Source organism: Ramlibacter paludis (assembly GCF_022012305.1).
In the GTDB taxonomy this organism is placed as follows: Bacteria; Pseudomonadota; Gammaproteobacteria; order Burkholderiales; family Burkholderiaceae_C; genus Ramlibacter; species Ramlibacter paludis.
Genome location: NZ_JAKLTM010000004.1, coordinates 248,844 through 266,478 on the forward strand (window position 1 = coordinate 248,844; position 17,635 = coordinate 266,478).

Annotated in this window: 20 protein-coding genes; 11 read left to right on the plus strand and 9 right to left on the minus strand. The window is 69.5% G+C overall.

Annotation, left to right across the window (positions count from 1 at the left end; all coding sequences use genetic code 11):
• Positions 1–148: 148 nt before the first annotated feature.
• From LZ009_RS14820 to LZ009_RS14835, 4 genes are all read left to right on the plus strand, one after another.
• The gene (locus LZ009_RS14820) at positions 149–385 is read left to right on the plus strand and encodes a hypothetical protein (RefSeq protein ID WP_275698720.1); all 237 of its coding nucleotides are present in this window, start codon (positions 149–151) and stop codon (positions 383–385) included.
• A 220-nt stretch (positions 386–605) separates the two neighbouring features.
• A complete protein-coding gene (locus tag LZ009_RS14825) occupies positions 606–2,396 on the plus strand; it encodes a glutamine--tRNA ligase/YqeY domain fusion protein (RefSeq protein ID WP_275698721.1) in 1,791 nt (596 codons plus the stop codon).
• A 45-nt stretch (positions 2,397–2,441) separates the two neighbouring features.
• A complete protein-coding gene (locus LZ009_RS14830) occupies positions 2,442–2,972 on the plus strand; it encodes a hypothetical protein (RefSeq protein WP_275698722.1) in 531 nt (176 codons plus the stop codon).
• Between the two features lie 42 nt (positions 2,973–3,014).
• Positions 3,015–3,248, plus strand: coding sequence for a hypothetical protein (locus tag LZ009_RS14835; protein WP_275698723.1), 234 nt, complete (start codon positions 3,015–3,017; stop codon positions 3,246–3,248).
• Between the two features lies 1 nt (position 3,249).
• On the opposite strand, the gene LZ009_RS14840 is transcribed toward LZ009_RS14835, so the two are convergent.
• Both LZ009_RS14840 and LZ009_RS14845 read right to left on the minus strand, forming a co-directional pair.
• Positions 3,250–3,549, minus strand: coding sequence for an MliC family protein (locus LZ009_RS14840; protein WP_275698724.1), 300 nt, complete (start codon positions 3,547–3,549; stop codon positions 3,250–3,252).
• Between the two features lie 43 nt (positions 3,550–3,592).
• Positions 3,593–5,128, minus strand: coding sequence for a methyl-accepting chemotaxis protein (locus LZ009_RS14845; RefSeq protein WP_275698725.1), 1,536 nt, complete (start codon positions 5,126–5,128; stop codon positions 3,593–3,595).
• Between the two features lie 208 nt (positions 5,129–5,336).
• Here LZ009_RS14845 and LZ009_RS14850 point away from each other — a divergent pair, with 208 nt between their 5' ends.
• Entirely contained in the window at positions 5,337–5,486 is a 150-nt protein-coding gene (locus LZ009_RS14850) for a hypothetical protein (protein WP_275698726.1), read from the plus strand.
• A gap of 35 nt (positions 5,487–5,521) precedes the next feature.
• On the opposite strand, the gene LZ009_RS14855 is transcribed toward LZ009_RS14850, so the two are convergent.
• Positions 5,522–6,676, minus strand: a complete 1,155-nt coding sequence (locus LZ009_RS14855) for an aminotransferase class V-fold PLP-dependent enzyme (RefSeq protein ID WP_275698727.1) — start codon at positions 6,674–6,676, stop codon at positions 5,522–5,524.
• An 86-nt stretch (positions 6,677–6,762) separates the two neighbouring features.
• On the opposite strand from LZ009_RS14855, the gene LZ009_RS14860 reads away from it, so the two are divergent.
• Both LZ009_RS14860 and LZ009_RS14865 read left to right on the plus strand, forming a co-directional pair.
• Positions 6,763–7,344, plus strand: a complete 582-nt coding sequence (locus tag LZ009_RS14860; RefSeq protein ID WP_275698728.1) for a hypothetical protein — start codon at positions 6,763–6,765, stop codon at positions 7,342–7,344.
• Between the two features lie 24 nt (positions 7,345–7,368).
• The gene (locus tag LZ009_RS14865) at positions 7,369–7,677 is read left to right on the plus strand and encodes an MTH1187 family thiamine-binding protein (protein WP_275698729.1); all 309 of its coding nucleotides are present in this window, start codon (positions 7,369–7,371) and stop codon (positions 7,675–7,677) included.
• Here the strand turns inward: LZ009_RS14865 and LZ009_RS14870 are convergent.
• On the minus strand, positions 7,667–8,641 hold the full coding sequence (locus LZ009_RS14870; RefSeq protein ID WP_275698730.1) for a helix-turn-helix transcriptional regulator: 975 nt from the start codon (positions 8,639–8,641) through the stop codon (positions 7,667–7,669). The genes LZ009_RS14865 and LZ009_RS14870 overlap by 11 nt on opposite strands.
• Before the next feature lie 63 nt (positions 8,642–8,704).
• Between LZ009_RS14870 and LZ009_RS14875 the strand changes: the two genes are divergently transcribed.
• Positions 8,705–9,331 (plus strand): LysE family translocator, encoded by a 627-nt coding sequence (locus LZ009_RS14875; RefSeq protein ID WP_275698731.1) that lies wholly within the window; start codon positions 8,705–8,707, stop codon positions 9,329–9,331.
• Positions 9,332–9,340: 9 nt separating this feature from the next.
• Here the strand turns inward: LZ009_RS14875 and LZ009_RS14880 are convergent, their stop codons facing one another.
• The 4 genes from LZ009_RS14880 to LZ009_RS14895 form a co-directional block, all read right to left on the minus strand.
• The gene (locus tag LZ009_RS14880; protein WP_275698732.1) at positions 9,341–10,102 is read right to left on the minus strand and encodes an ABC transporter permease; all 762 of its coding nucleotides are present in this window, start codon (positions 10,100–10,102) and stop codon (positions 9,341–9,343) included.
• Entirely contained in the window at positions 10,099–11,034 is a 936-nt protein-coding gene (locus LZ009_RS14885; RefSeq protein ID WP_275698733.1) for an ABC transporter ATP-binding protein, read from the minus strand. The genes LZ009_RS14880 and LZ009_RS14885 overlap by 4 nt, the downstream gene beginning before the upstream one ends.
• Before the next feature lie 22 nt (positions 11,035–11,056).
• The gene (locus tag LZ009_RS14890) at positions 11,057–11,431 is read right to left on the minus strand and encodes a DUF4124 domain-containing protein (RefSeq protein ID WP_275698734.1); all 375 of its coding nucleotides are present in this window, start codon (positions 11,429–11,431) and stop codon (positions 11,057–11,059) included.
• 112 nt (positions 11,432–11,543) lie between these two features.
• Entirely contained in the window at positions 11,544–12,740 is a 1,197-nt protein-coding gene (locus LZ009_RS14895; protein ID WP_275698735.1) for a bactofilin family protein, read from the minus strand.
• Positions 12,741–13,032: 292 nt separating this feature from the next.
• On the opposite strand from LZ009_RS14895, the gene LZ009_RS14900 reads away from it, so the two are divergent.
• Entirely contained in the window at positions 13,033–13,800 is a 768-nt protein-coding gene (locus LZ009_RS14900; protein WP_275698736.1) for a hypothetical protein, read from the plus strand.
• Positions 13,801–13,805: 5 nt separating this feature from the next.
• On the opposite strand, the gene LZ009_RS14905 is transcribed toward LZ009_RS14900, so the two are convergent.
• Positions 13,806–16,610: a PAS domain-containing protein gene (locus LZ009_RS14905; protein ID WP_275698737.1), complete on the minus strand. Its 2,805-nt coding sequence runs from the start codon at positions 16,608–16,610 to the stop codon at positions 13,806–13,808.
• Positions 16,611–16,722: 112 nt separating this feature from the next.
• On the opposite strand from LZ009_RS14905, the gene LZ009_RS14910 reads away from it, so the two are divergent.
• Entirely contained in the window at positions 16,723–16,941 is a 219-nt protein-coding gene (locus LZ009_RS14910) for a hypothetical protein (RefSeq protein WP_275698738.1), read from the plus strand.
• An 8-nt stretch (positions 16,942–16,949) separates the two neighbouring features.
• Positions 16,950–17,630 carry a hypothetical protein gene (locus LZ009_RS14915; protein WP_275698739.1) on the plus strand — a complete coding sequence of 227 codons (681 nt, stop codon included), beginning with the start codon at positions 16,950–16,952 and terminating at the stop codon, positions 17,628–17,630.
• Positions 17,631–17,635: the final 5 nt, after the last annotated feature.

The following is a 17,635-nucleotide window of genomic DNA, read 5'->3' on the forward strand; positions in this document are numbered from 1 at the left end:
ACTGGCATTGTTACCCCCAGGTCTGACCTGGGGGTTCTTTTTTTGGGCACTGCTAGGTCGCTCGCGTCCGACGCGTATGGTCGGGCACAACCGGCATGTAAAGCGTTTCGCCGTAGTTACTCTGTAAACATCAGAGGAACAACAGCACATGCAAGACGGACGACCCAACAACGAGCGCGACACGCCCCGGCGGCGCGCTTCCGACCGCAAGGGCGGCGGGCCGCGCAAGCAGCGCGACTTCGTGTCGCGGGCCACCGCCACGGGCCACAGCGGCCGCGGCAGCGAAAGCGTGCTGCCCCACCTGCGGGACCAGCTGCGGCTGAAGGCCCTGCTGCCCACGCCCTTCCCCGTGCCGGAGCAGGACATCCACCCGGCCAAGGAATAGCAAAAAGAAGGCCCCAGCCTTCCGGCCTGGGGCCAATTCGCTTGGAGATCCGGGTTTCCTTCAGGTGACAGCGGTCACTCGGGCAGCTTGCGCCTGCCCTGCGCCCATTAGACGTCGCCTCGCTTCCCCGCTGCAAGGATGGGGGCGTGAAAGCCATTGCGAGACGTAACCCGGCACCATTCCGGAGCGTCGTGACGAGCCATGACAAAATCCCCGGGATATGGCTTCCCCGATTGACAGCAAAGAAACCCCCGCCAAGCCCAGCAACTTCCTGCGGCAGGTGATCGAACGCGACCTGGAGCACGGCACCTATGCACAGCGGCACTGGGCCGGCGCACCCGGCGACGCCGCCAGCCAGCAGGCGGGAGCGCTGGACCCGGCGCGCATCCGCACGCGCTTTCCGCCCGAGCCCAACGGCTACCTGCACGTGGGCCATGCCAAGAGCATCTGCCTGAACTTCGGCCTGGCGCGCGACTACGGCGGCGTCTGCCACATGCGCTTCGACGACACCAATCCCGAGAAGGAGGAGCAGGAGTACGTCGACGGCATCCTGGATGCGGTGCGCTGGTTGGGCTTCAGCTGGGACGCCAACGGCACCAGCCACCTGTACGAGGCCAGCAGCTACTTCGACTTCATGTACCGCGCCGCCGAGTACCTGATCGAGGCCGGCCACGCCTACGTCGACGAACAGACGCCCGAGGAAATGCGCGCCAACCGCGGCGACTTCAGCAAGCCCGGCGTGGACAGCCCCTTCCGCAGCCGCAGCATCGACGAGAACCTGCAGCGCTTTCGCGACATGCGCGACGGCAAGATGGCCGACGGTTCCGCCGTGCTGCGCGCCAAGATCGACATGGCGAGCCCCAACATCAACATGCGGGACCCGACCATCTACCGCATCAAGCATGCGGAGCACCATGCGACCGGCGACAAGTGGTGCATCTACCCGATGTACACCTTCGCGCACCCGATCGAGGACGCGCTGGAGAACATCACCCACAGCCTGTGCACGCTGGAGTTCGAGGACCAGCGGCCTTTCTACGACTGGCTGCTGGACCGCCTGGCCGAAGGCGGTCTCATCAACACGCCGCATCCGCGCCAGTACGAATTCGCGCGGCTGAACCTCACCTACGTGATCACCAGCAAGCGCAAGCTGAAGCAGCTGGTGGACCAGGGCCACGTGTCCGGCTGGGACGACCCGCGCATGCCCACCATCGTCGGCCTGCGCCGGCGCGGCTACACGCCCGAAGCCATCCAGCTCTTCGCCGAACGCATCGGCGTGAGCAAGGCCGATTCCTGGATCGACTATTCGACGCTCGAGATCGCGCTGCGCGACGACCTCGACCCGAAGGCGGCGCGCGCGATGGCGGTGCTGGATCCGGTGAAGCTGGTGATCACGAACTGGGGCGAGGTGATGGGTGGCGACGACAAGCTCGACCCCTGCTCCGCGCCAGTGCATCCGCATGCGCCCGAGCGCGGCCTGCGCAAGTTCATGTGCGGCCGCGAGCTGTGGATCGAGAAGACCGACTACGAGGACACGCCGCCCAAGGGCTTCTTCCGCCTGTTCCCGGGCAACAAGGTGCGCCTGAAGTACGGGCACGTCATCGAGTGCACCGGCGCCACCCGCGATGCGTCCGGCGCGCTGGTGGAAGTGCAGGCCAAGGTCGTCCCCGACACCAAGAGCGGCACGCCGGGCGCCGATGCGATCAAGGTGAAGGGCAACATCACTTGGGTGGGCGTGGCCGACGGCGTGAAGGCCGAAGTGCGGCTGTACGACCGCCTGTTCTCGGTGCCGCAGCCGGATACCAGCGAGAAGGACTACCTCGAGGAACTGAACCCGGACAACCTGAAGATGGTCACGGCGTATGTCGAGCCTTCACTCGGCGCGGCGAAGGGCGACGAGAAGTTCCAGTTCGAAAGGCATGGGTACTTCGTGGCGGATCGGAAGGATCATCGCGAGGGGCATCCGGTGTTCAATCGCGTGACGGGGTTGAAGGACAGTTGGGCGAAGTGACGATTTGCCCCTATCCGCGGCGCTGAGCGCCCGAGTCCCTGCCCTATGGCCTTCACCGTCACGTCTTCCCGCCGCCGCCTGGCCATGGCGGCCCTGCTCCTGCTCGCCGCCTCCGGCGGCGTCATCCGCAAATTCGCGCCCGACCCTTCCGTGCTGCGCGACATCGGCACGTTGCTGCTCGTGCTGTGGCTGCCTGCGATCGGCAACCTCATCGCCTTCTTCGTCGCCAGGATCCCGCGCAAGCCGCCCCCGCGCACGGAGTTCGAAGCGGGCGCCGCGTTCGCGCCGCAGCTGGAAGCCGAAGTCGAAGCAGCGAGCGTCGCGGCGGATGTCTGGGCCGCGCTTGCGCCCGACCTGCGCCAATGCACGATCCTGGTCGGCCGCCACGGCTTCACCGCGCGCCTGGCCGAGCCACTGCGGCAGGCGTTCAGCAGACCCGGCCAACAGACGCTGGCCTTCGAGTTATTGCACCCGGCCGTCGCGTTGCCCAAGCTGCCGGTGGGCACGGCGTTCCACCTGCTGGCCGGGACCTCGGGCATCGCCACCGGGCGCGTGGTCCGACAGGATCATCGCTAGCTTCCTACGCCCCGCAGGCCGCGCAGTCCGTAGATTGCAGCCATGCCCCATCGCAGAAACCTCTACAAGCTCACCGGTGACACCCACCTGCCGGACGTGGGCGACGATTTCTACTGGAACGACATCGATGTCGACGCCGCCGAAGACGAAGCACCGGCCTCGCCGACGCAGGCCATCGCGCAGCAGGCGAAGCGCGAAGTCGGCATGCATCCGCTGCTGGCCGCGGGCCTGGCCCTGGCGGCCGGCTACCTGCTGATGAAGATGGTGCGGCGCTAGGTCAGTCGAGCACGCGGCACTTGACGGGCGCCGAGCGCCCCGTCGTCCACGTCGCCTCGTCGCCCTTGCCGCGCAGCTGGTGCTGCGCCGTGGCGTAGGCGGTGCCCGATCCGGTGGGCTGCAAGGGCAGCACCAGTTCTTCCTTGCTGGGCAGGGTGACCTTGGCCGTGCGTTCGCTGTAGTGCACGCGCAGGACCAGCCCGTCCTCGCAACGGTAGACGACCTTCGCCTCGCCGGGCTTGAGGGTCGTCTCGCAGCCGGCGAGCAGCAGGGCCGGCAGCAGCAGGGAAATGAAGCGCATCGCAAATCCTCCTGGCCGAACCATAGCGCAAGCCGGCCGCGATTCAGGCCTTGTACGCCGCGCAGCCGATGACCACGTCGCCTTCGCGCCGCACGTAGGCCGTCTTCAGGAACACCTGCTTGCTCACCGGATGTTCCCACTTGTAGTCGACCCAGCCCTCGCCACGGTCGCGGGCCACCCTGGCCATCTCGACCGGGAACGCCTTGCCGTCGACGTCGCGCACGTCCGGTCCCTTGCCCAGCCGGCCGGGGTTGTTGCCGTGGCCGGTGAACACCGCGTCGTGCACGCCCAGCACCAGCAGGTAGAGGTCGCGGTGGATGAAGCGGCCCTGTTCGAGCTTGTTGACGTCCGCGTTCAGCGCCTGCAGGCCGTGGCTGCGCAGGAACTGGCAGGCATCGTGCACCAGGGCCACCGCTTCCTCCTTGCTGCCGTGTTCGTCGCTTCCCAGCTGGAAGCCGGCCACGGCGTTCATCAGCGAGGCCGCGCGTTCCTGCAGCGCCGCTGCCGTGCGGGCCGCGCCTTTCACCAAGCCGGCGTTGTCCTGCGTGGTGGTGTCGATGCGGTTGACCGCGGCGTTGATCGTCTCCAGGCCGCTGCTCTGCTCGCGGCTGGCGGTGTCGATCTGCGCGATCAGCTCCGCGACCTCCTTCACGGCGGCGACGATCTCCGCCATGGCGCGTCCGGCCTCGTCCACGCGCGTTCCGCCCGTGTCGACCTCCTGCACGGAGGCGCTGATCAGTTCCTTGACGTCCCGCGCCGCGCCCGCGCTGCGCTGCGCCAGCGAGCGCACTTCCGCCGCCACCACCGCGAAGCCACGGCCCTGTTCGCCCGCGCGTGCCGCTTCGACCGCCGCGTTGAGCGCCAGGATGTTGGTCTGGAAGGCAATGCCGTCGATCACGCCGATGATCTCGCGGATGTCCTGCGAGCTGGCCCGGATGGAGTCCATGGTCTCCACCACCTGCCGCATCACTTCGCCGCCCTGCTGCGCGCGGTCGCTGGCGGACTGGACGAGGATGCGCGCCCGCTGCGCGGTGCCGGCGGTATGGCGCACCGCCGCGGTCAGCTGCTCCATGGAGGAGGCGGTCTCCTGCAGCGAATCGGCCTGGGTGTCGGTGCGCACGGACAGGGCATCGTTCTCGCGGCTGATCTGGGCGGCGTTCAGCGCCACGTTGGCGGTGCCAGTGCGCACATCACCGACCACGGCGGCGAGGCGTTCGCGCACCAGTTGCAGCGCCAGCATCAGCTTGCGCAGTTCGCCGCTGCCCTCCGCGTCGATGGCCGAACCCAGGTCGCCGGCGCTCAGGCGCATCGCCGCGCCCGTTGCGGGGCCCAGCGGTTTCACCAGCCGGCGGATCAACCAGACTTCCGTGGCCGCGGTGAGCACCAGGCTGGCGAGTCCCAATGCGATGGCCACCGTACCGGCCACGCCGGCGATGCGGCTCGCGGCGAGCCAGGTGGCGGCCGCCTGCAGCAGCAGCAGCGCGCCGAACGCAAGCCGCACGCGCACGCTCAGGTAGGTGCGCTCGCGTGGCGCCGAGGCCGGCTGCGCTGCCGGCAAGGCGAGGCTGCGCGCCGTCATGGCGACCCCTGGAACATCGAGCACCCCTGGGAACAATCTCTCAGGAGATTGTCGAGGCGGGAAGATGGCAAGTCCACCGGCCGCTTGGAGGGTCCCCACCCGCCCGTGCAAAGGGTTCGGGAGGCGCGTCGCCAATTCACGACAGCGTCCCCTGGGTGCCGGGCGCGCGCTTTGCTACATTTCCGTCCAACAACGGAAGGAGCGCACCATGCCCAAAGGCGAACAGAAAAGCAACAAGTTGGCGAAGAAGCCCAAGAAGGACACTTCGCTGCCCAAGGAAGGCAGCGGCACATCCGACCGGCCGATGCCGCCGGTCACGACCGTCATGCCCAAGGGCAAGATGAAGAAGCTCGGGTAACGAGCAAGCCGGGGTTGCCACCCCGGCCTACGGGGTCAGGCGGGCTGGGGCTGGGGCGCGGTGACGCCCACCCGGTCCAGCGCCGCCGCCAGCTGGCCCACGGTGCGGTCGACGTGGTGCCACTTCTCCAGGCCGAACAGGCCGACGCGGAAGGTCTTGAAGTCGCTGCCCTCGTCGCATTGCAGCGGCACGCCGGCCGCCGTCTGCAGGCCCTCGGCCAGGAATTTCTTGCCCGACTGGATGTCCGGGTCGCTGGTGTAGCTCACCACGACGCCCGGCGCCTTGAAGCCCTCGGCCGCCACGCTGGCGAGGCCGCGGCCCTCGAACAGCGCGCGCACCTTGCGTCCCAGCTCCTCCTGCTCCGCCTTCACCTTGGCGAAGCCGTAGGCCCGCGTTTCCTTCATGGTGTCGCGCAGGCGCGTGAGCGCGTCGGTGGGCATGGTGGCGTGGTACATGTGGGCGCCGCCTTCGTAGGCTTCCATGATCTGCAGCCACTTCTTCAGGTCCATCGCGAAGCTGGAACTGGTGGTGCCGTCGATGGCCTTGCGGGCGCGCTCGGACAGCATCACCATCGCGCAGCAGGGCGAGCTGCTCCAGCCCTTCTGCGGCGCGGAGATCAGCACGTCGACGCCGGTGGCCTTCATGTCGACCCACATCGCGCCGGAGGCGATGCAATCCAGCACGAACAGGCCGCCTTCGGCATGCACGGCGTCGGCCACGGCCTTCAGGTAGTCGTCCGGCAGGATCATGCCGCTGGCGGTTTCCACGTGCGGCGCGAACACCGCGGCAGGCTTGTTCTCGCGGATGGCCTTCGTCACTTCGGGCAGCGGCGCCGGGATCCAGGGCGCGGTCGCGCCGGTGGTGGTCTTGCGCGCCTTCAGCACCGTGGACCTGGCGGGGATGTTCCCCATCTCGAAGATCTGGGTCCAGCGGTAGCTGAACCAGCCGTTGCGCAGCACCAGCACGTCGCGGCCGCTCGCGAACTGGCGTGCCACCGACTCCATGCCGAAGGTGCCGCTGCCGGGAACGAGCGCCACCGAGTGCGCGCCGTACACCTCCTTCAGGATCGCGGAGATGTCCTTCATCACGCCCTGGAAGCTGCGCGACATGTGGTTGAGCGCGCGGTCCGTGTAGACCACGGAGAATTCGAGCAGGCCTTCGGGGTCGACGTTGGGCAGCAGTCCGGGCACGGTGTCTCCTGGGATGTCAGCTTGGGGAAGTGGGGCCAGCTTAACACCGGCCCCAAAGCCCCTCCACCCGGTACATTTCCTCCCCCATGAACATCCCCTTGCTGCTGCTGCCGCTGGCCCTGGCCGCCGGTGCGGCCTGGTACTTCGGTCGCGCCAAAGGCCTGCTTGCCTTCCTGGCGCTGCTGCTGGCGGGCACCGGGGCGGCCTACGTGGCCTCGACGAACGCCGCGCTGGCGATCGGCTTCGCGCTGGCCTTCGCCCTGCCCTACGTGATCGGCGCCATCGCCCTGGGCGTGCTGGCCGGCTGGCTGGCGCGGCGCCGCCCGCGCTGGCTGGCGGTGCTGCCCTTCCTGCCGTTCCTCTATTTCGCGTGGTCGGTGCAGAACGCGGTGCGCGTCGCGCCGAACGAAGGCGAACTGGCGCTGGACTACGTCATGCAGCTGCCCCAGCTGCGCGTGCTTGCGGGGCGGCCGATCGACGTGACCTCGGTGGACCGGCAGAACGACTGGTACGTGTTCTCGCTGGCCGGTACGCGTCCCCTCTTCGTGCTGCTGGACGTGCGCCGCACCTCCGGCCGGCCGCTGTTCAAGCTGGCTTGCGTGACCAGCGTGGCGCCGGCGTCACGCGCGGACTGCGAAGGGCCTGGCGTCGTGCCGCTGCCGCAGTAGCATTCCGGAAACGAGGAGGTTTCCATGGTGCTGCTCGAATTCGCGATGTCCCCGGTCGGCCACGGCGAGAGCATGAGCCGGCACGTGGCCCGCATCATCGACCTGATCGACCGCAGCGGCGTGCCCTACCAGCTCACGCCCATGGGGACCATCCTCGAAGGTGACTGGGAACAGGTGATGGGCGTGGTCACGGACTGCTTCCGCGCGTTGCAGGCCGACTGCCCGCGCATCTCGATGAACCTGAAGCTGGACTACCGCGAAGGCAGCGACTCGCGCCTGCGCAGCAAGATCGACGCCGTCGAAGGCCACGTGGGCCGCAAACTCAGGACTTGAGCCGCAAGCCGTAGCTCGCCGCCACGGTGGCGATGCGCGCCGTCACGGCGCGGCGCAAGGCCGCGGGTCTCAGCACTTCCACCTCGGGCGCCAGGCGAAGCAGCATTCCGGCGGCCTGGGCCTCGGATTCGATCGGGATGTTCACGCGGACCCGGTCGCCTTCGGCCGGCGCGGCCACGTCGCGCAGCGCGCGCGCCACCGCAGCTCCGACGCGACGCAGGTCGGCCAGGCCGCGCGCGCTGGCCGCCACCTCGGCTTCGCCCGCGTACAGCTCCCGCTCGAAGCGCTGGACCGACTCCGCCCAGTACCTGGCCAGGTCGAAGCCGCGGGGCCGGACGCAACGGCCTTCCAGCACGCGCGCCGCGCCGATGTTGGAGACGCGGAAGGTGCGCAGCTTCTGCTCGCGTGCCGCCACCAGGTACCAGGCGCCGGCCTTCAGCACCAGCCCGAGCGGATGCACCACCTGCTTCGCAGCGCGGGTCCAGCTCTCGTAGGCGATCTCCAGCTGCCGCTCGTCCCAGACGGCGGCGGCGACCGTGGCCAGGTGCGCCGTCGTGTCGGGCTCGCGGTACCACTCGATGGGGTCGAGGTGCAGGCGCGTGCTCACGCGCCCCGCGGCGCCGCGCATCGCGGCCGGCAAGGCGGCCTGCAGCTTCAGCTGCGCGCTTTGCACCTGCGCGCCGAGCCCCAGGTCGGCCGCGGGCCCCGGCAGCCCCGAGAGGAACACCGCCTCGGCTTCGGCCGGCGTGAAGCCGGTGAGCGTCGTCTTCCATCCCGGCAGCAGCTGGAAGCCGCCGGCGCGTCCGCGCTCGGCGTAGACCGGCACGCCGGCGGCGGTAAGTTCGTCGATGTCGCGGTACAGCGTGCGCACCGAGACCTCCAGCGCGGCGGCCAGCTGCGGCGCCGCCATGCGGCCGCGCGTCTCCAGCAGCATCTGGATGGTCAGGAGTCGGCTGGCACGCATGGCCGGCAGTCTACGGCCAAATCCTGCCGCGCCTTGTCAGGTATTCCGCCGCACACTGCCGCCATGGATGCACTCTGGCTCTTCGCCCTCCTCGTTTTCGGAATCGTCGCCCTGCCCGGCATGGACATGGCATTCGTGCTTTCGAGCACGCTGGCCGACGGCCGCCGAGGCGGCTTCGCGGCGCTGGCAGGCATCGTCGCGGGCGGCATCGTCCACGTCGCCATGGGAACGCTCGGCATCGGCCTGCTGCTGCAGGCGTGGCCGGCGGCTTTCAACGCGCTGCTGGTCACGGGTGCCCTGTACGTAGGGTGGATCGGCTGGAACCTGTGGCGGCAGCCCGGGGCGCTGGGCGAGGTCGATGCGGGCGCGTCGCGCCCGGCGAGCCGGACCTTCCTGCGCGCGCTGGCGACCTGCCTGCTCAATCCCAAGGCCTACGTGTTCACGGTGGCGGTGTTCCCGCAGTTCATGCGGCCGGAAAACGGTCCGCTGCTCGCGCAGGCGATCGCCATGAGCGCGATCTGCGCCTTTGCGCAAGTCACGGTCTACGGCGGGGTGGCGCTCGGCGCGGCGGGATTGCGGCAGCGGCTCGTGCACTCCGCCAGTGGGCAGCTGGCGATGGGCCGTGGAGTGGCGTTGCTGCTGGTGGCCACCGCGGCATGGGCGCTGTGGCACAGCTGGCAGCGCGTGTGAGCTGCCGCCTCAGGTCTTCAGCCGGTACCCCGTCTTGAAGATCCAGGTCACGCCCGCCAGGCAGGCCGCCATGAAGAGCAGCGTCATTGCCAGGCTCACGCCCACGCCGACATCCGACAGGCCGTAGAAGCTCCAGCGGAACCCGCTCACCAGGTACACCACCGGGTTGAACAAGGTCACCTTCTGCCAGAACGGCGGCAGCATGTCGATCGAATAGAAGCTGCCGCCCAGGAAGGTGAGCGGCGTGATGATCAGCGTCGGGATGAACTGCAGCTTCTCGAACCCGTCGGCCCAGATGCCGATGATGAACCCGAGCAGGCTGAAGGTCACCGCGGTGAGCACGAGGAACAGCAGCATGAAGGCCGGATGCTCGATGCGCATCGGCACGAACAGCGCCGCGGTGCCCATGATGATCGCGCCCAGCAGGATCGACTTGGTCGCGGCCGCGCCGACGTAGCTGATGACGGCCTCCAGCGGCGACACCGGCGCCGACAGCAGCTCGTAGATGGTGCCGGTGAACTTCGGGAAGTAGATGCCGAAGGACGCGTTGGAGATGCTCTGCGTCAGCAGCGACAGCATCACCAGCCCCGGCACGATGAAGGCGCCGTAGCTCACCCCGCCCACTTCGGGAATGCGCGAGCCGATCGCCGAGCCGAACACGATGAAGTACAGCGCGGTGGACACCACCGGCGAGACGATGCTTTGCAGCAGCGTGCGGAAGGTGCGCGCCATCTCGAAGCGGTAGATGGCGCGGATCGCTTGCAGGTTCATGCGGCGGGCTCCCGGTGGACCAGGCTGATGAAGATGTCCTCCAGCGAGCTCTGCGCCGTCTGCAGGTCCTTGAAGGCGATGCCCTGCGCTTCCAGCGCCTGCATCAGCTCGGAGATGCCGGAGTGTTCGCTCTTGGCGTCGTAGGTGTAGGTGAGCGCGTTGCCGCCCTGGGCGAGCTCCAGCCCTTCGGTGGCCAGCGCAGACGGAATCGCCGCCAGCGGCTGCGCGAGTTGCAGCGTGAGCTGTTTCTTGCCCAGCTTGCGCATCAGTTCGGCCTTGTCCTCCACCAGGATGATCTCGCCCTGGCGGATCACGCCGATGCGGTCGGCCATCTCCTCGGCCTCGTCGATGTAGTGCGTGGTGAGCACGATGGTCACGCCCAGGTCGCGCAGCTGGCGCACCAGCTTCCACATCTCGCGCCGCAGTTCCACGTCGACGCCCGCGGTGGGCTCGTCCAGGAACAGCAGCTGCGGCTCGTGCGACAGCGCCTTGGCGATCAGCAGGCGCCGCTTCATGCCGCCCGACAGCGTGCGGATCATGTTGTCCTTCTTGTCCCAGAGCGAGAGCGACTTCAGGACCTTCTCGATGTGCGCCGGGTCGGCCTTGCGCCCGAACAGGCCGCGGCTGAACGAGGTGGCGTTCCACACCGTCTCGAACGCGTCGGTGGTCAGCTCCTGCGGCACCAGCCCGATGAGCGAGCGGGCGGCGCGGTAGTCGGCCACGATGTCGTGGCCGTCCACGGTGACCTTGCCGCTGCTGGCATTGACGATGCCGCAGATGATGCTGATCAGGGTGGTCTTGCCGGCCCCGTTGGGGCCCAGCAGGGCGAAGATCTCGCCGCGGCGGATCTCCAGGTCGACGTTCTTCAGCGCACTGAAGCCGGAGGCGTACCGCTTGGACAGCCCCGAGATGGAAAGGATCGCGTCGCGCATGGGGCGCGACGATACCGCATCGTCAGCAATGCAGCTTGCCGTAGCGGATCTTGGCGTTCAGGAAGTTCTTTTCCTGGGCCGCGGTCGGCGGCTGCGGCAGCTTGTCCAGCGCGGCCTTCTCGTCCGCCAGGGTCTGGTCCAGCGCATTGCACTCCTCGCGCTTCTCCGGCGGCAGCGACTGGCGCTGCACGCGCCGCGCCCGGTCCTGCGAGGGCACGGCGTTGCGGTCGCTGGTCTTCGCGTGCGGGGCGCCCACTTCGCGCGCGCCCGGGCAAGGCACCTGGCTGTAGGTGACGCCGTTGCGCGTGGTGCACTTGTAGGCGGTCTGGGCACCGGCCTGGCTCGCGCCCAGCGCGAGCACGCAGGCGGCGGCGACGCCCCAAAGTCCCTGGTTCATGACGACTGCTCCCAACATTGGAGGCATCGTACCGGCCGCCGCCTTGCCTTCCCCGGCACAGGCGATGCATGGCGCCCGCCGGCGGACAACCGGGCCGCGCCGTTGCCTGCGGTTACGCCTGGACGCCCGCGACGTCGTCGGCGGGCGACACCGGCGCCGGCGGACGCGCTTCGGCGGGCAGGCCCCCGCTCGGCGCGGACGGCCGCTTGCGCCGCGCGTACAGCTCCAGCACGCCCGCGCCCAGGCCGGCCAGCGCCACCAGGACCATCAGCACCGGCCCCGCGAAAGGAATGCGGGCCACCACCATCAAGAGCAGCAGCGCCGCGGTGAACCACCCCAGGGTGGGCCCGAAAGCTTGCGGCGCCGGCAGGCGGAAGGCCGGCGGCAGCATGCGCGCGACGAAGAGCACGCTCACCACGAAGCCCAGGAGCAGCGCCACCGGATACAGCGCCAGGATCGCGAAGGCGACCGGGATGCCCAGCACGGTGACGAACAGCAGCACCGCCAGCATCGGCAGCGCCAGCAGCGTGGCCAGGCCCAGGCCGAACGCCGTCCACGGCGTGGAGCGCACGCGCTGGGCCGCGGCTGCGCCGAATGCGGGCGCGGCCAGCAGGAACAGCGCGGCGACCGCCAGCACGCCGAGGAAAGCAAGGATGCCGCCGACCCAGCCACCGCTGCCGCTGCGATGGCTGATGCGCACCGTGTGGCGCTCCCGCGCGGGCGGCGCGGCGCGCTCGTCGCGCGTCACGTTGCCGTTCACCTGCGCCCCGTCGGCCCGCACCGGCTCGTGGCCGGACACGTAGCGCAGGTTGCCGTCGATGCGCGCCTGCGGTCCGAGCTCGATGGTGTCCGCCGTCAGGACTGCATCGCCCTTGACCTCGCCGTTGATCACGATCCGCTCGGCCTTCACGTCGAGTTCGTCCTCGATGCGCCCGGCAATCGTCACCTTGCTGCCGAACAGCCGGGCCCCACGGCCGACCACCGTGCCCGGCTCCAGGCTGATGTTGCCGCCCATCACCAGCAGCTCGCCGCCGACCGTCGCATCGATGCGGACCTTGCCGCCCGCGATGCGCAGGTCGTCGCCGATGGGTGCGCGCACCTCCACCGCGCCGCCGGCCAGGTTGGCGTCGCCGGAAATCGGATGGGTGATGAAGACGTCGCCGCCCGCCGCCGTGTAGTCGCCTTGCACCGGCGCGCTGGTGCGCACCTCGCCGGCGGCGGTGTAGACGTTGCGTTCGGCCAGCGCCGGCCCGGCGCAGGCAAGCGTTGCAGCCACCAGCAGCAGGCGAAGGCGTGACGAGGCAGGCATGGCGGACTCCCGGACGGACACGTCCGGCCACGGTGCCCGCAGCCCCATGCGCTGTCAAGAAGGCGCGGCCGTGGCGGCAAGCGGCCTGCCTCCCCACGCGCGCCTCGAGTCACATGCCGGACCGTTACAACTTGCCTGCGGAGAACTATCGTTCGCCTCGAGGCTTCTTCTCGCCGTACTGCCGAGGCAAGGCCGGCGAATAGGGTGTCGTTTTGAGAACAAATTGGCGGGAAACCGCAAGAGGAGCCCTTGCGGTTTGCAACGGATTGATACACATTGGGAACAAATCCCTATGTCCCTGTCCCGCGTTACCTGCATCGACCTCCACACCATGCTCCCCGATGAGCGGGAGGCGCTCGCGCGCCAGCTCTATGGCGTGCATGCCCAGATCTTTTCGGGACTCGATTTCGAGGGCTTCCGGAAATACGTGGTGGAGCGGCCCAGCTGGCATACCTGGATCTACATCCGCCACAACCAGCAGAACCAGCTGGTGGGCTACACGGCGCTGCACGAGTTCCGCCTGAAGATGAAGGGCAAGCCGGCCACGGTGATCCGCCTCGAAGCCGGCACCCTGCCCAGCGCCCGCGGCCGCGACCTGACCATGGTCTACGGCCTTTTCCGCCTGCTGCGCATCTGGATGGCGCACCCCTTGCAGCGCCTGTGCATCTTCGCGGCGCTCACGCATCCGAGCAGCTACACCTTCCTGGCCCGCTACGCGCCGGTGATCTTCCCGCACACCAGCGTGGAAGAAGTGCCGCCGTCGGTGATGGGCGCCATGGAGGAACTGGCCGAGGGCTTCGGCCTGGAGAAGGTCGACGACGCGAATCCCCTGCTGCGCCGCGTGGACTGGGTGACGCTGGAAACCGAAAGCGACCGCCAGCGCTGGCAGACCAGCGCCCGCGAGGACACCCGCTTCTACATCGCCAACAACCCGGGCTATCCGCAAGGCACCGGCCTCGTGACGCTGATCCCGGTGACCGGCCCGATCCTGATCCGCTCGATGCTGCGCTTCATCCGCGCCCGCGCCGGCCGCATCACCAAGGTGGCGATGGGCCGCTGAGGCCCTCACGCGGGCGGCAAGGTAAACCAGAAAGTCGCGCCGGCGCCCGGCGCTCCCTCCGCCCACACCCGTCCGCCCATGCGCGTGACCGCGCGCGCCACGGTCGCGAGACCGATGCCCTTGCCGGGGAATTCGTCGTGGTCGTGCAGCCGCTGGAAGGTCCCGAACAGCCGGTCGGCATAGGCCATGTCGAAGCCGGCGCCGTTGTCGCGCACGAAGAACTCGCCGCGCTGCGACACGCCGCCGACCTCGATCTGCGCGCCTGACGTGCCCGCCGTGAACTTCCACGCATTGCCCACCAGGTTCTCCAGCACCGAACGCAGCAGGCGCAGGTCGCCCGAGGCCGCCATGTGCGGCTGCACCCGCCAGGCCACGCGCCGCTGCGGGTGATCGGCCTGCAGCCGCTGCAGGATGTGCGTGGCCATTTCGCTCAGGTTCACGGCCGAGCGGATCATCTCGACCTCGGACACCTGCGCCAGGTCCAGCAGGCCCTCGATCAGGTCGGTCATGGTGTCGGCATTGGCGCGGATGCGCGCGAGGTAGTGGCGCCCCCGCTCGTTGCCGGCACCGACGGCCTCCTCCAGCAGCCTGGCGAACGACTGGATGCGCTGCAGCGGGGACTGCAGGTCGTGCGAGACGGAATAGGCAAAGGCCTGCAGCTGCTCGTTGGCCAGCCGCAGCGCCGCGGCGTTGGCGGTCATCTCGGTGATGTCGGCGTCGATGCCCACCCAGAACAGGATCTCGCCGCGCTCGTCGCGCACCGGCACCGCGCGGTAACTGGTGGTGTGCCAGGCGCCGTCGCGCCCGCGCAGCCTGCGGGTGCCGGCATAGACGCCGCCGGTGGCGCGCGCCTGCGCCCAGTTGCCGCGCACTTCGGCCACGTCGTCCGGGTGCACCAGCTGCAGCCAGTCGTAGCCGTGCCACTGCGGCGGGGCGCCGCCGGCCAGCTCGTACCAGGCGCGGCTGAAGAACGTGACGCCGCCCTGGGGGTCGACCGTCCAGAACGGCAGGGGCGCCTGTTCGGCCAGCGTGCGGAACAAGGCCTCCTGCCGCTCCAGTTCGCCGGTGCGCAGCGCGATCTTGCCTTCCAGGCCGGCATTGAGCTCGCGGATCTCCTCCAGCATGCGCACGCGCTGGGTGATGTCCTGCTGCGCGCCCTGGATCGCCACCACCTGGCCGTCTGCGCCCCGCAGCGGCTGGCCGATGGAGCGCAGCCACACGTGGCGGCCTGTGGCCGTGACCATCTCCACTTCGACGTCGAAGGGCTTGCCTTCGTCCATGCAGGCCTGCAGCGCCTGCAGGCTGGACTCCAGCGAGCGCGGCGCGAACATGGCGATCACTTCCTGCATGGTGGGCTCGGCATCGGCCGGCAGGTCGAGGATGGCGGCCGCTTCCTCGGACCAGCGCACGCGGCCGCTCGCGAGTTCGACCGACCAGCCGCCCATGCGCGCGAGCCGGCTGGCGATCTTCAGCAGGCTCGCCTGCGCCTGCATGCTGGCCTGCGCGCGCTTGAGGTCGTCGATGTCGGTCGCGGTGCCGTACCAGGCATAGCGGCGGTCGTCGTCGCTGTCGGGGACCGGCACCGCGCGCAACAGGTGCCAGCGCCAGGCCCCGTCGCGGGAGCGCAGGCGCATCTCGAGCTCCATCTGCTCGCGCATGTCCAGGGCCGCGCCCAGGCGTTCGACGACTTCCTCCGCGTCGTCCGGGTGCAGCACCTGGCGCCAGCGGACGCCCATCGCTTCTTCCGGCGGCAGGCCGGTCACTTCCTGCCAGCGGCGGCTGATGAAGGTGACGCCCCCCTGCGCGGCGGCGGTGAAGACGATCTGCGGCATCGCCTGCGCGAGTTCGGCAAAGCGCTTTTCGGTCTGCTCGCGCCGGCGCGCCTGCCGCAGCAGCTGGCGCGTGAGCGTCGCCGCCAGCAGCGCCCCCGCGGCCCAGCCGATGCCGGCCAGCAGCGCGAAGCGCCGCCACGGCGCCAGCAGTTCGTCGTAGCCCGAACCCACCGCCACCAGCAACTGCGGATACGGCCCCAGCACGCGGTAGGCCACCACGCGCTTCACGCCATCGACCGGGCTGGCGCGCACGAAGACGCCGCGCGGCGCGGCCGGCAGGTACTGCCGGAACAAGGGCGTCTGCGCGAAGTTGCGGCCCATCGCGGCTTCGTCCGGCGGGCTGCGCACCATCATCTGGCCGTTGCGGTGGTACAGCACCACCGCGCCGCTGGCGCCGAGGTCGATGCCGCGCCAGGGCTGCTCGAAGTAGCCCGGCTCCACGGCGGCCGTGATGACGCCGCGGACGCTGCCGTCGGCACGGCGCAGCGGGCGCGAGGCGCTCAGGAGCCAGGAGCCGGTGGTGCGGCTGCGCACCAGCGGGCCGATGAAGTACTCGGTGGCGGGGCTGCGCTGGTAGACCTGGAAGTACTCGCGATCGGAGAGGTCGAGGCCGAGGGTGGCCTCGTCCGAATCGAACATGACGCGGCCGCCCGGCCCCAGCACCCAGATCGCCCGCACGTACGGAAGGTCCTGGAGTTGCGCGCGCAGCATGGCACGGGCCGAATCGGCGTCGAGCGTGCCGGCCTGGTCCAGCAAGTCGAGCCGGGTGGACGCGAGCTGCAGCCGCGCGTCCACCGACTGCAGCGTGCGCGTGGTCTGCTCGGCGATCACCTGCGACAGCGATGCGGTCTGGTCCTCGCCCATGCGCACCGCTTCGTTGTGCTGGAACACCAGCACCGACGCCAGCAAGGCGCCCGTCATCAGGGCGAAGCCCAGCACCAGCCGGGCGGCCCGCGGCACGCGCGCGGCAGACATCATCGTGACATTTTCCCTGCAAACGGCTGGCAGGCAGTCGAGCCGTAGTCCGACAGCCGGGTTGCGCACGCCGCTGCTGAAATGGGCACCCCTCATCCATGCAGGAGCCACAGCCATGTCGCAGCAAGCCATCATCCGGGGAGAAGTCTGCTTCCGTGCCGGCGACGGCGTGATGATGCCCATTCCTGACGGCCCGGTCTCCATCGAGGTCGCCGACGACAGCGTCACGCTGGGCTGGGAAGAAGGCGCCGGCAACGCCGTGTCGGCCGCGATCACGCGCGACGAATACGAGCGCTATCTCGAAGAAGGCAAGATCAAGGTCAGCCAGGACTGATGGCACCCATGCCGCAAGCCGCTGCCGTCGTCATCCTGCTGCTGGCCGTGGCCGCATCGCTCGCGGTGCGTCCGTGGCGGCTGCTGCGCGGCGGCGCACTGGCCACGCCCTTGCTGGCCGCGCTGGCCCTGCTGCCTTGGCTGTGGGCCTGGCCCGCGCTGGCCGGCATGCCGATGGCCTTGCAATGGTCGGCAGCGCCGCTGCTGGTGCTGCTGCTTGGCTGGCCGCTCGCGGTGCTGGCCCTGGTGGCGGCCGGCCTGGGCACGATGCTGGTGGCCGGCGCGAGCTTCGCGCAGGCCGTGGCGATGACGCTCTGGTCCGGCGTGTTGCCGGCGACCGCGATGCTCATTCTCGGCTACGCCATCCGCGCCATTTTCGGCACCAACCCGGCCAGCTACCTGGCCGGGCGTGCATTCGCAGCCCCGCTCGTGGCCCTGCTGTTCTGCGACGGGCTCGCGGCGGCTTTCGGCCATGGGCCGCTGGCCCAGGGCGGCGGCCTGCAATATGTCGCCGCCTTGCTGCTTTCGATGGGCGAGGCGGGATGGACGTGCGCCGTGGCGAGCGCGCTGGTGGCCTGCCGCCCCGAGTGGCTCGCGACCTGGTCCGACCGCCTGTACCTCAGCAGCGGCGCGACTCCCTCTCCCCTCAAAACAACCCGACCGCGGCGGCGGAATGGGACTGCATGGTAAGGTTC

What these genes read in the sequence shown, in the direction of transcription:
- LZ009_RS14820 (WP_275698720.1), top strand. Translation starts at nt 149, where the DNA reads ATGCAAGACGGACGACCCAACAACGAGCGCGACACGCCCCGGCGGCGC.
- LZ009_RS14825 (WP_275698721.1), top strand. Translation starts at nt 606, where the DNA reads ATGGCTTCCCCGATTGACAGCAAAGAAACCCCCGCCAAGCCCAGCAAC.
- LZ009_RS14830 (WP_275698722.1), top strand. Translation starts at nt 2,442, where the DNA reads ATGGCCTTCACCGTCACGTCTTCCCGCCGCCGCCTGGCCATGGCGGCC.
- LZ009_RS14835 (WP_275698723.1), top strand. Translation starts at nt 3,015, where the DNA reads ATGCCCCATCGCAGAAACCTCTACAAGCTCACCGGTGACACCCACCTG.
- LZ009_RS14840 (WP_275698724.1), bottom strand. Translation starts at nt 3,549, where the DNA reads ATGCGCTTCATTTCCCTGCTGCTGCCGGCCCTGCTGCTCGCCGGCTGC.
- LZ009_RS14845 (WP_275698725.1), bottom strand. Translation starts at nt 5,128, where the DNA reads ATGACGGCGCGCAGCCTCGCCTTGCCGGCAGCGCAGCCGGCCTCGGCG.
- LZ009_RS14850 (WP_275698726.1), top strand. Translation starts at nt 5,337, where the DNA reads ATGCCCAAAGGCGAACAGAAAAGCAACAAGTTGGCGAAGAAGCCCAAG.
- LZ009_RS14860 (WP_275698728.1), top strand. Translation starts at nt 6,763, where the DNA reads ATGAACATCCCCTTGCTGCTGCTGCCGCTGGCCCTGGCCGCCGGTGCG.
- LZ009_RS14865 (WP_275698729.1), top strand. Translation starts at nt 7,369, where the DNA reads ATGGTGCTGCTCGAATTCGCGATGTCCCCGGTCGGCCACGGCGAGAGC.
- LZ009_RS14870 (WP_275698730.1), bottom strand. Translation starts at nt 8,641, where the DNA reads ATGCGTGCCAGCCGACTCCTGACCATCCAGATGCTGCTGGAGACGCGC.
- LZ009_RS14875 (WP_275698731.1), top strand. Translation starts at nt 8,705, where the DNA reads ATGGATGCACTCTGGCTCTTCGCCCTCCTCGTTTTCGGAATCGTCGCC.
- LZ009_RS14880 (WP_275698732.1), bottom strand. Translation starts at nt 10,102, where the DNA reads ATGAACCTGCAAGCGATCCGCGCCATCTACCGCTTCGAGATGGCGCGC.
- LZ009_RS14885 (WP_275698733.1), bottom strand. Translation starts at nt 11,034, where the DNA reads ATGCGCGACGCGATCCTTTCCATCTCGGGGCTGTCCAAGCGGTACGCC.
- LZ009_RS14890 (WP_275698734.1), bottom strand. Translation starts at nt 11,431, where the DNA reads ATGAACCAGGGACTTTGGGGCGTCGCCGCCGCCTGCGTGCTCGCGCTG.
- LZ009_RS14895 (WP_275698735.1), bottom strand. Translation starts at nt 12,740, where the DNA reads ATGCCTGCCTCGTCACGCCTTCGCCTGCTGCTGGTGGCTGCAACGCTT.
- LZ009_RS14900 (WP_275698736.1), top strand. Translation starts at nt 13,033, where the DNA reads ATGTCCCTGTCCCGCGTTACCTGCATCGACCTCCACACCATGCTCCCC.
- LZ009_RS14905 (WP_275698737.1), bottom strand. Translation starts at nt 16,610, where the DNA reads ATGATGTCTGCCGCGCGCGTGCCGCGGGCCGCCCGGCTGGTGCTGGGC.
- LZ009_RS14910 (WP_275698738.1), top strand. Translation starts at nt 16,723, where the DNA reads ATGTCGCAGCAAGCCATCATCCGGGGAGAAGTCTGCTTCCGTGCCGGC.
- LZ009_RS14915 (WP_275698739.1), top strand. Translation starts at nt 16,950, where the DNA reads ATGCCGCAAGCCGCTGCCGTCGTCATCCTGCTGCTGGCCGTGGCCGCA.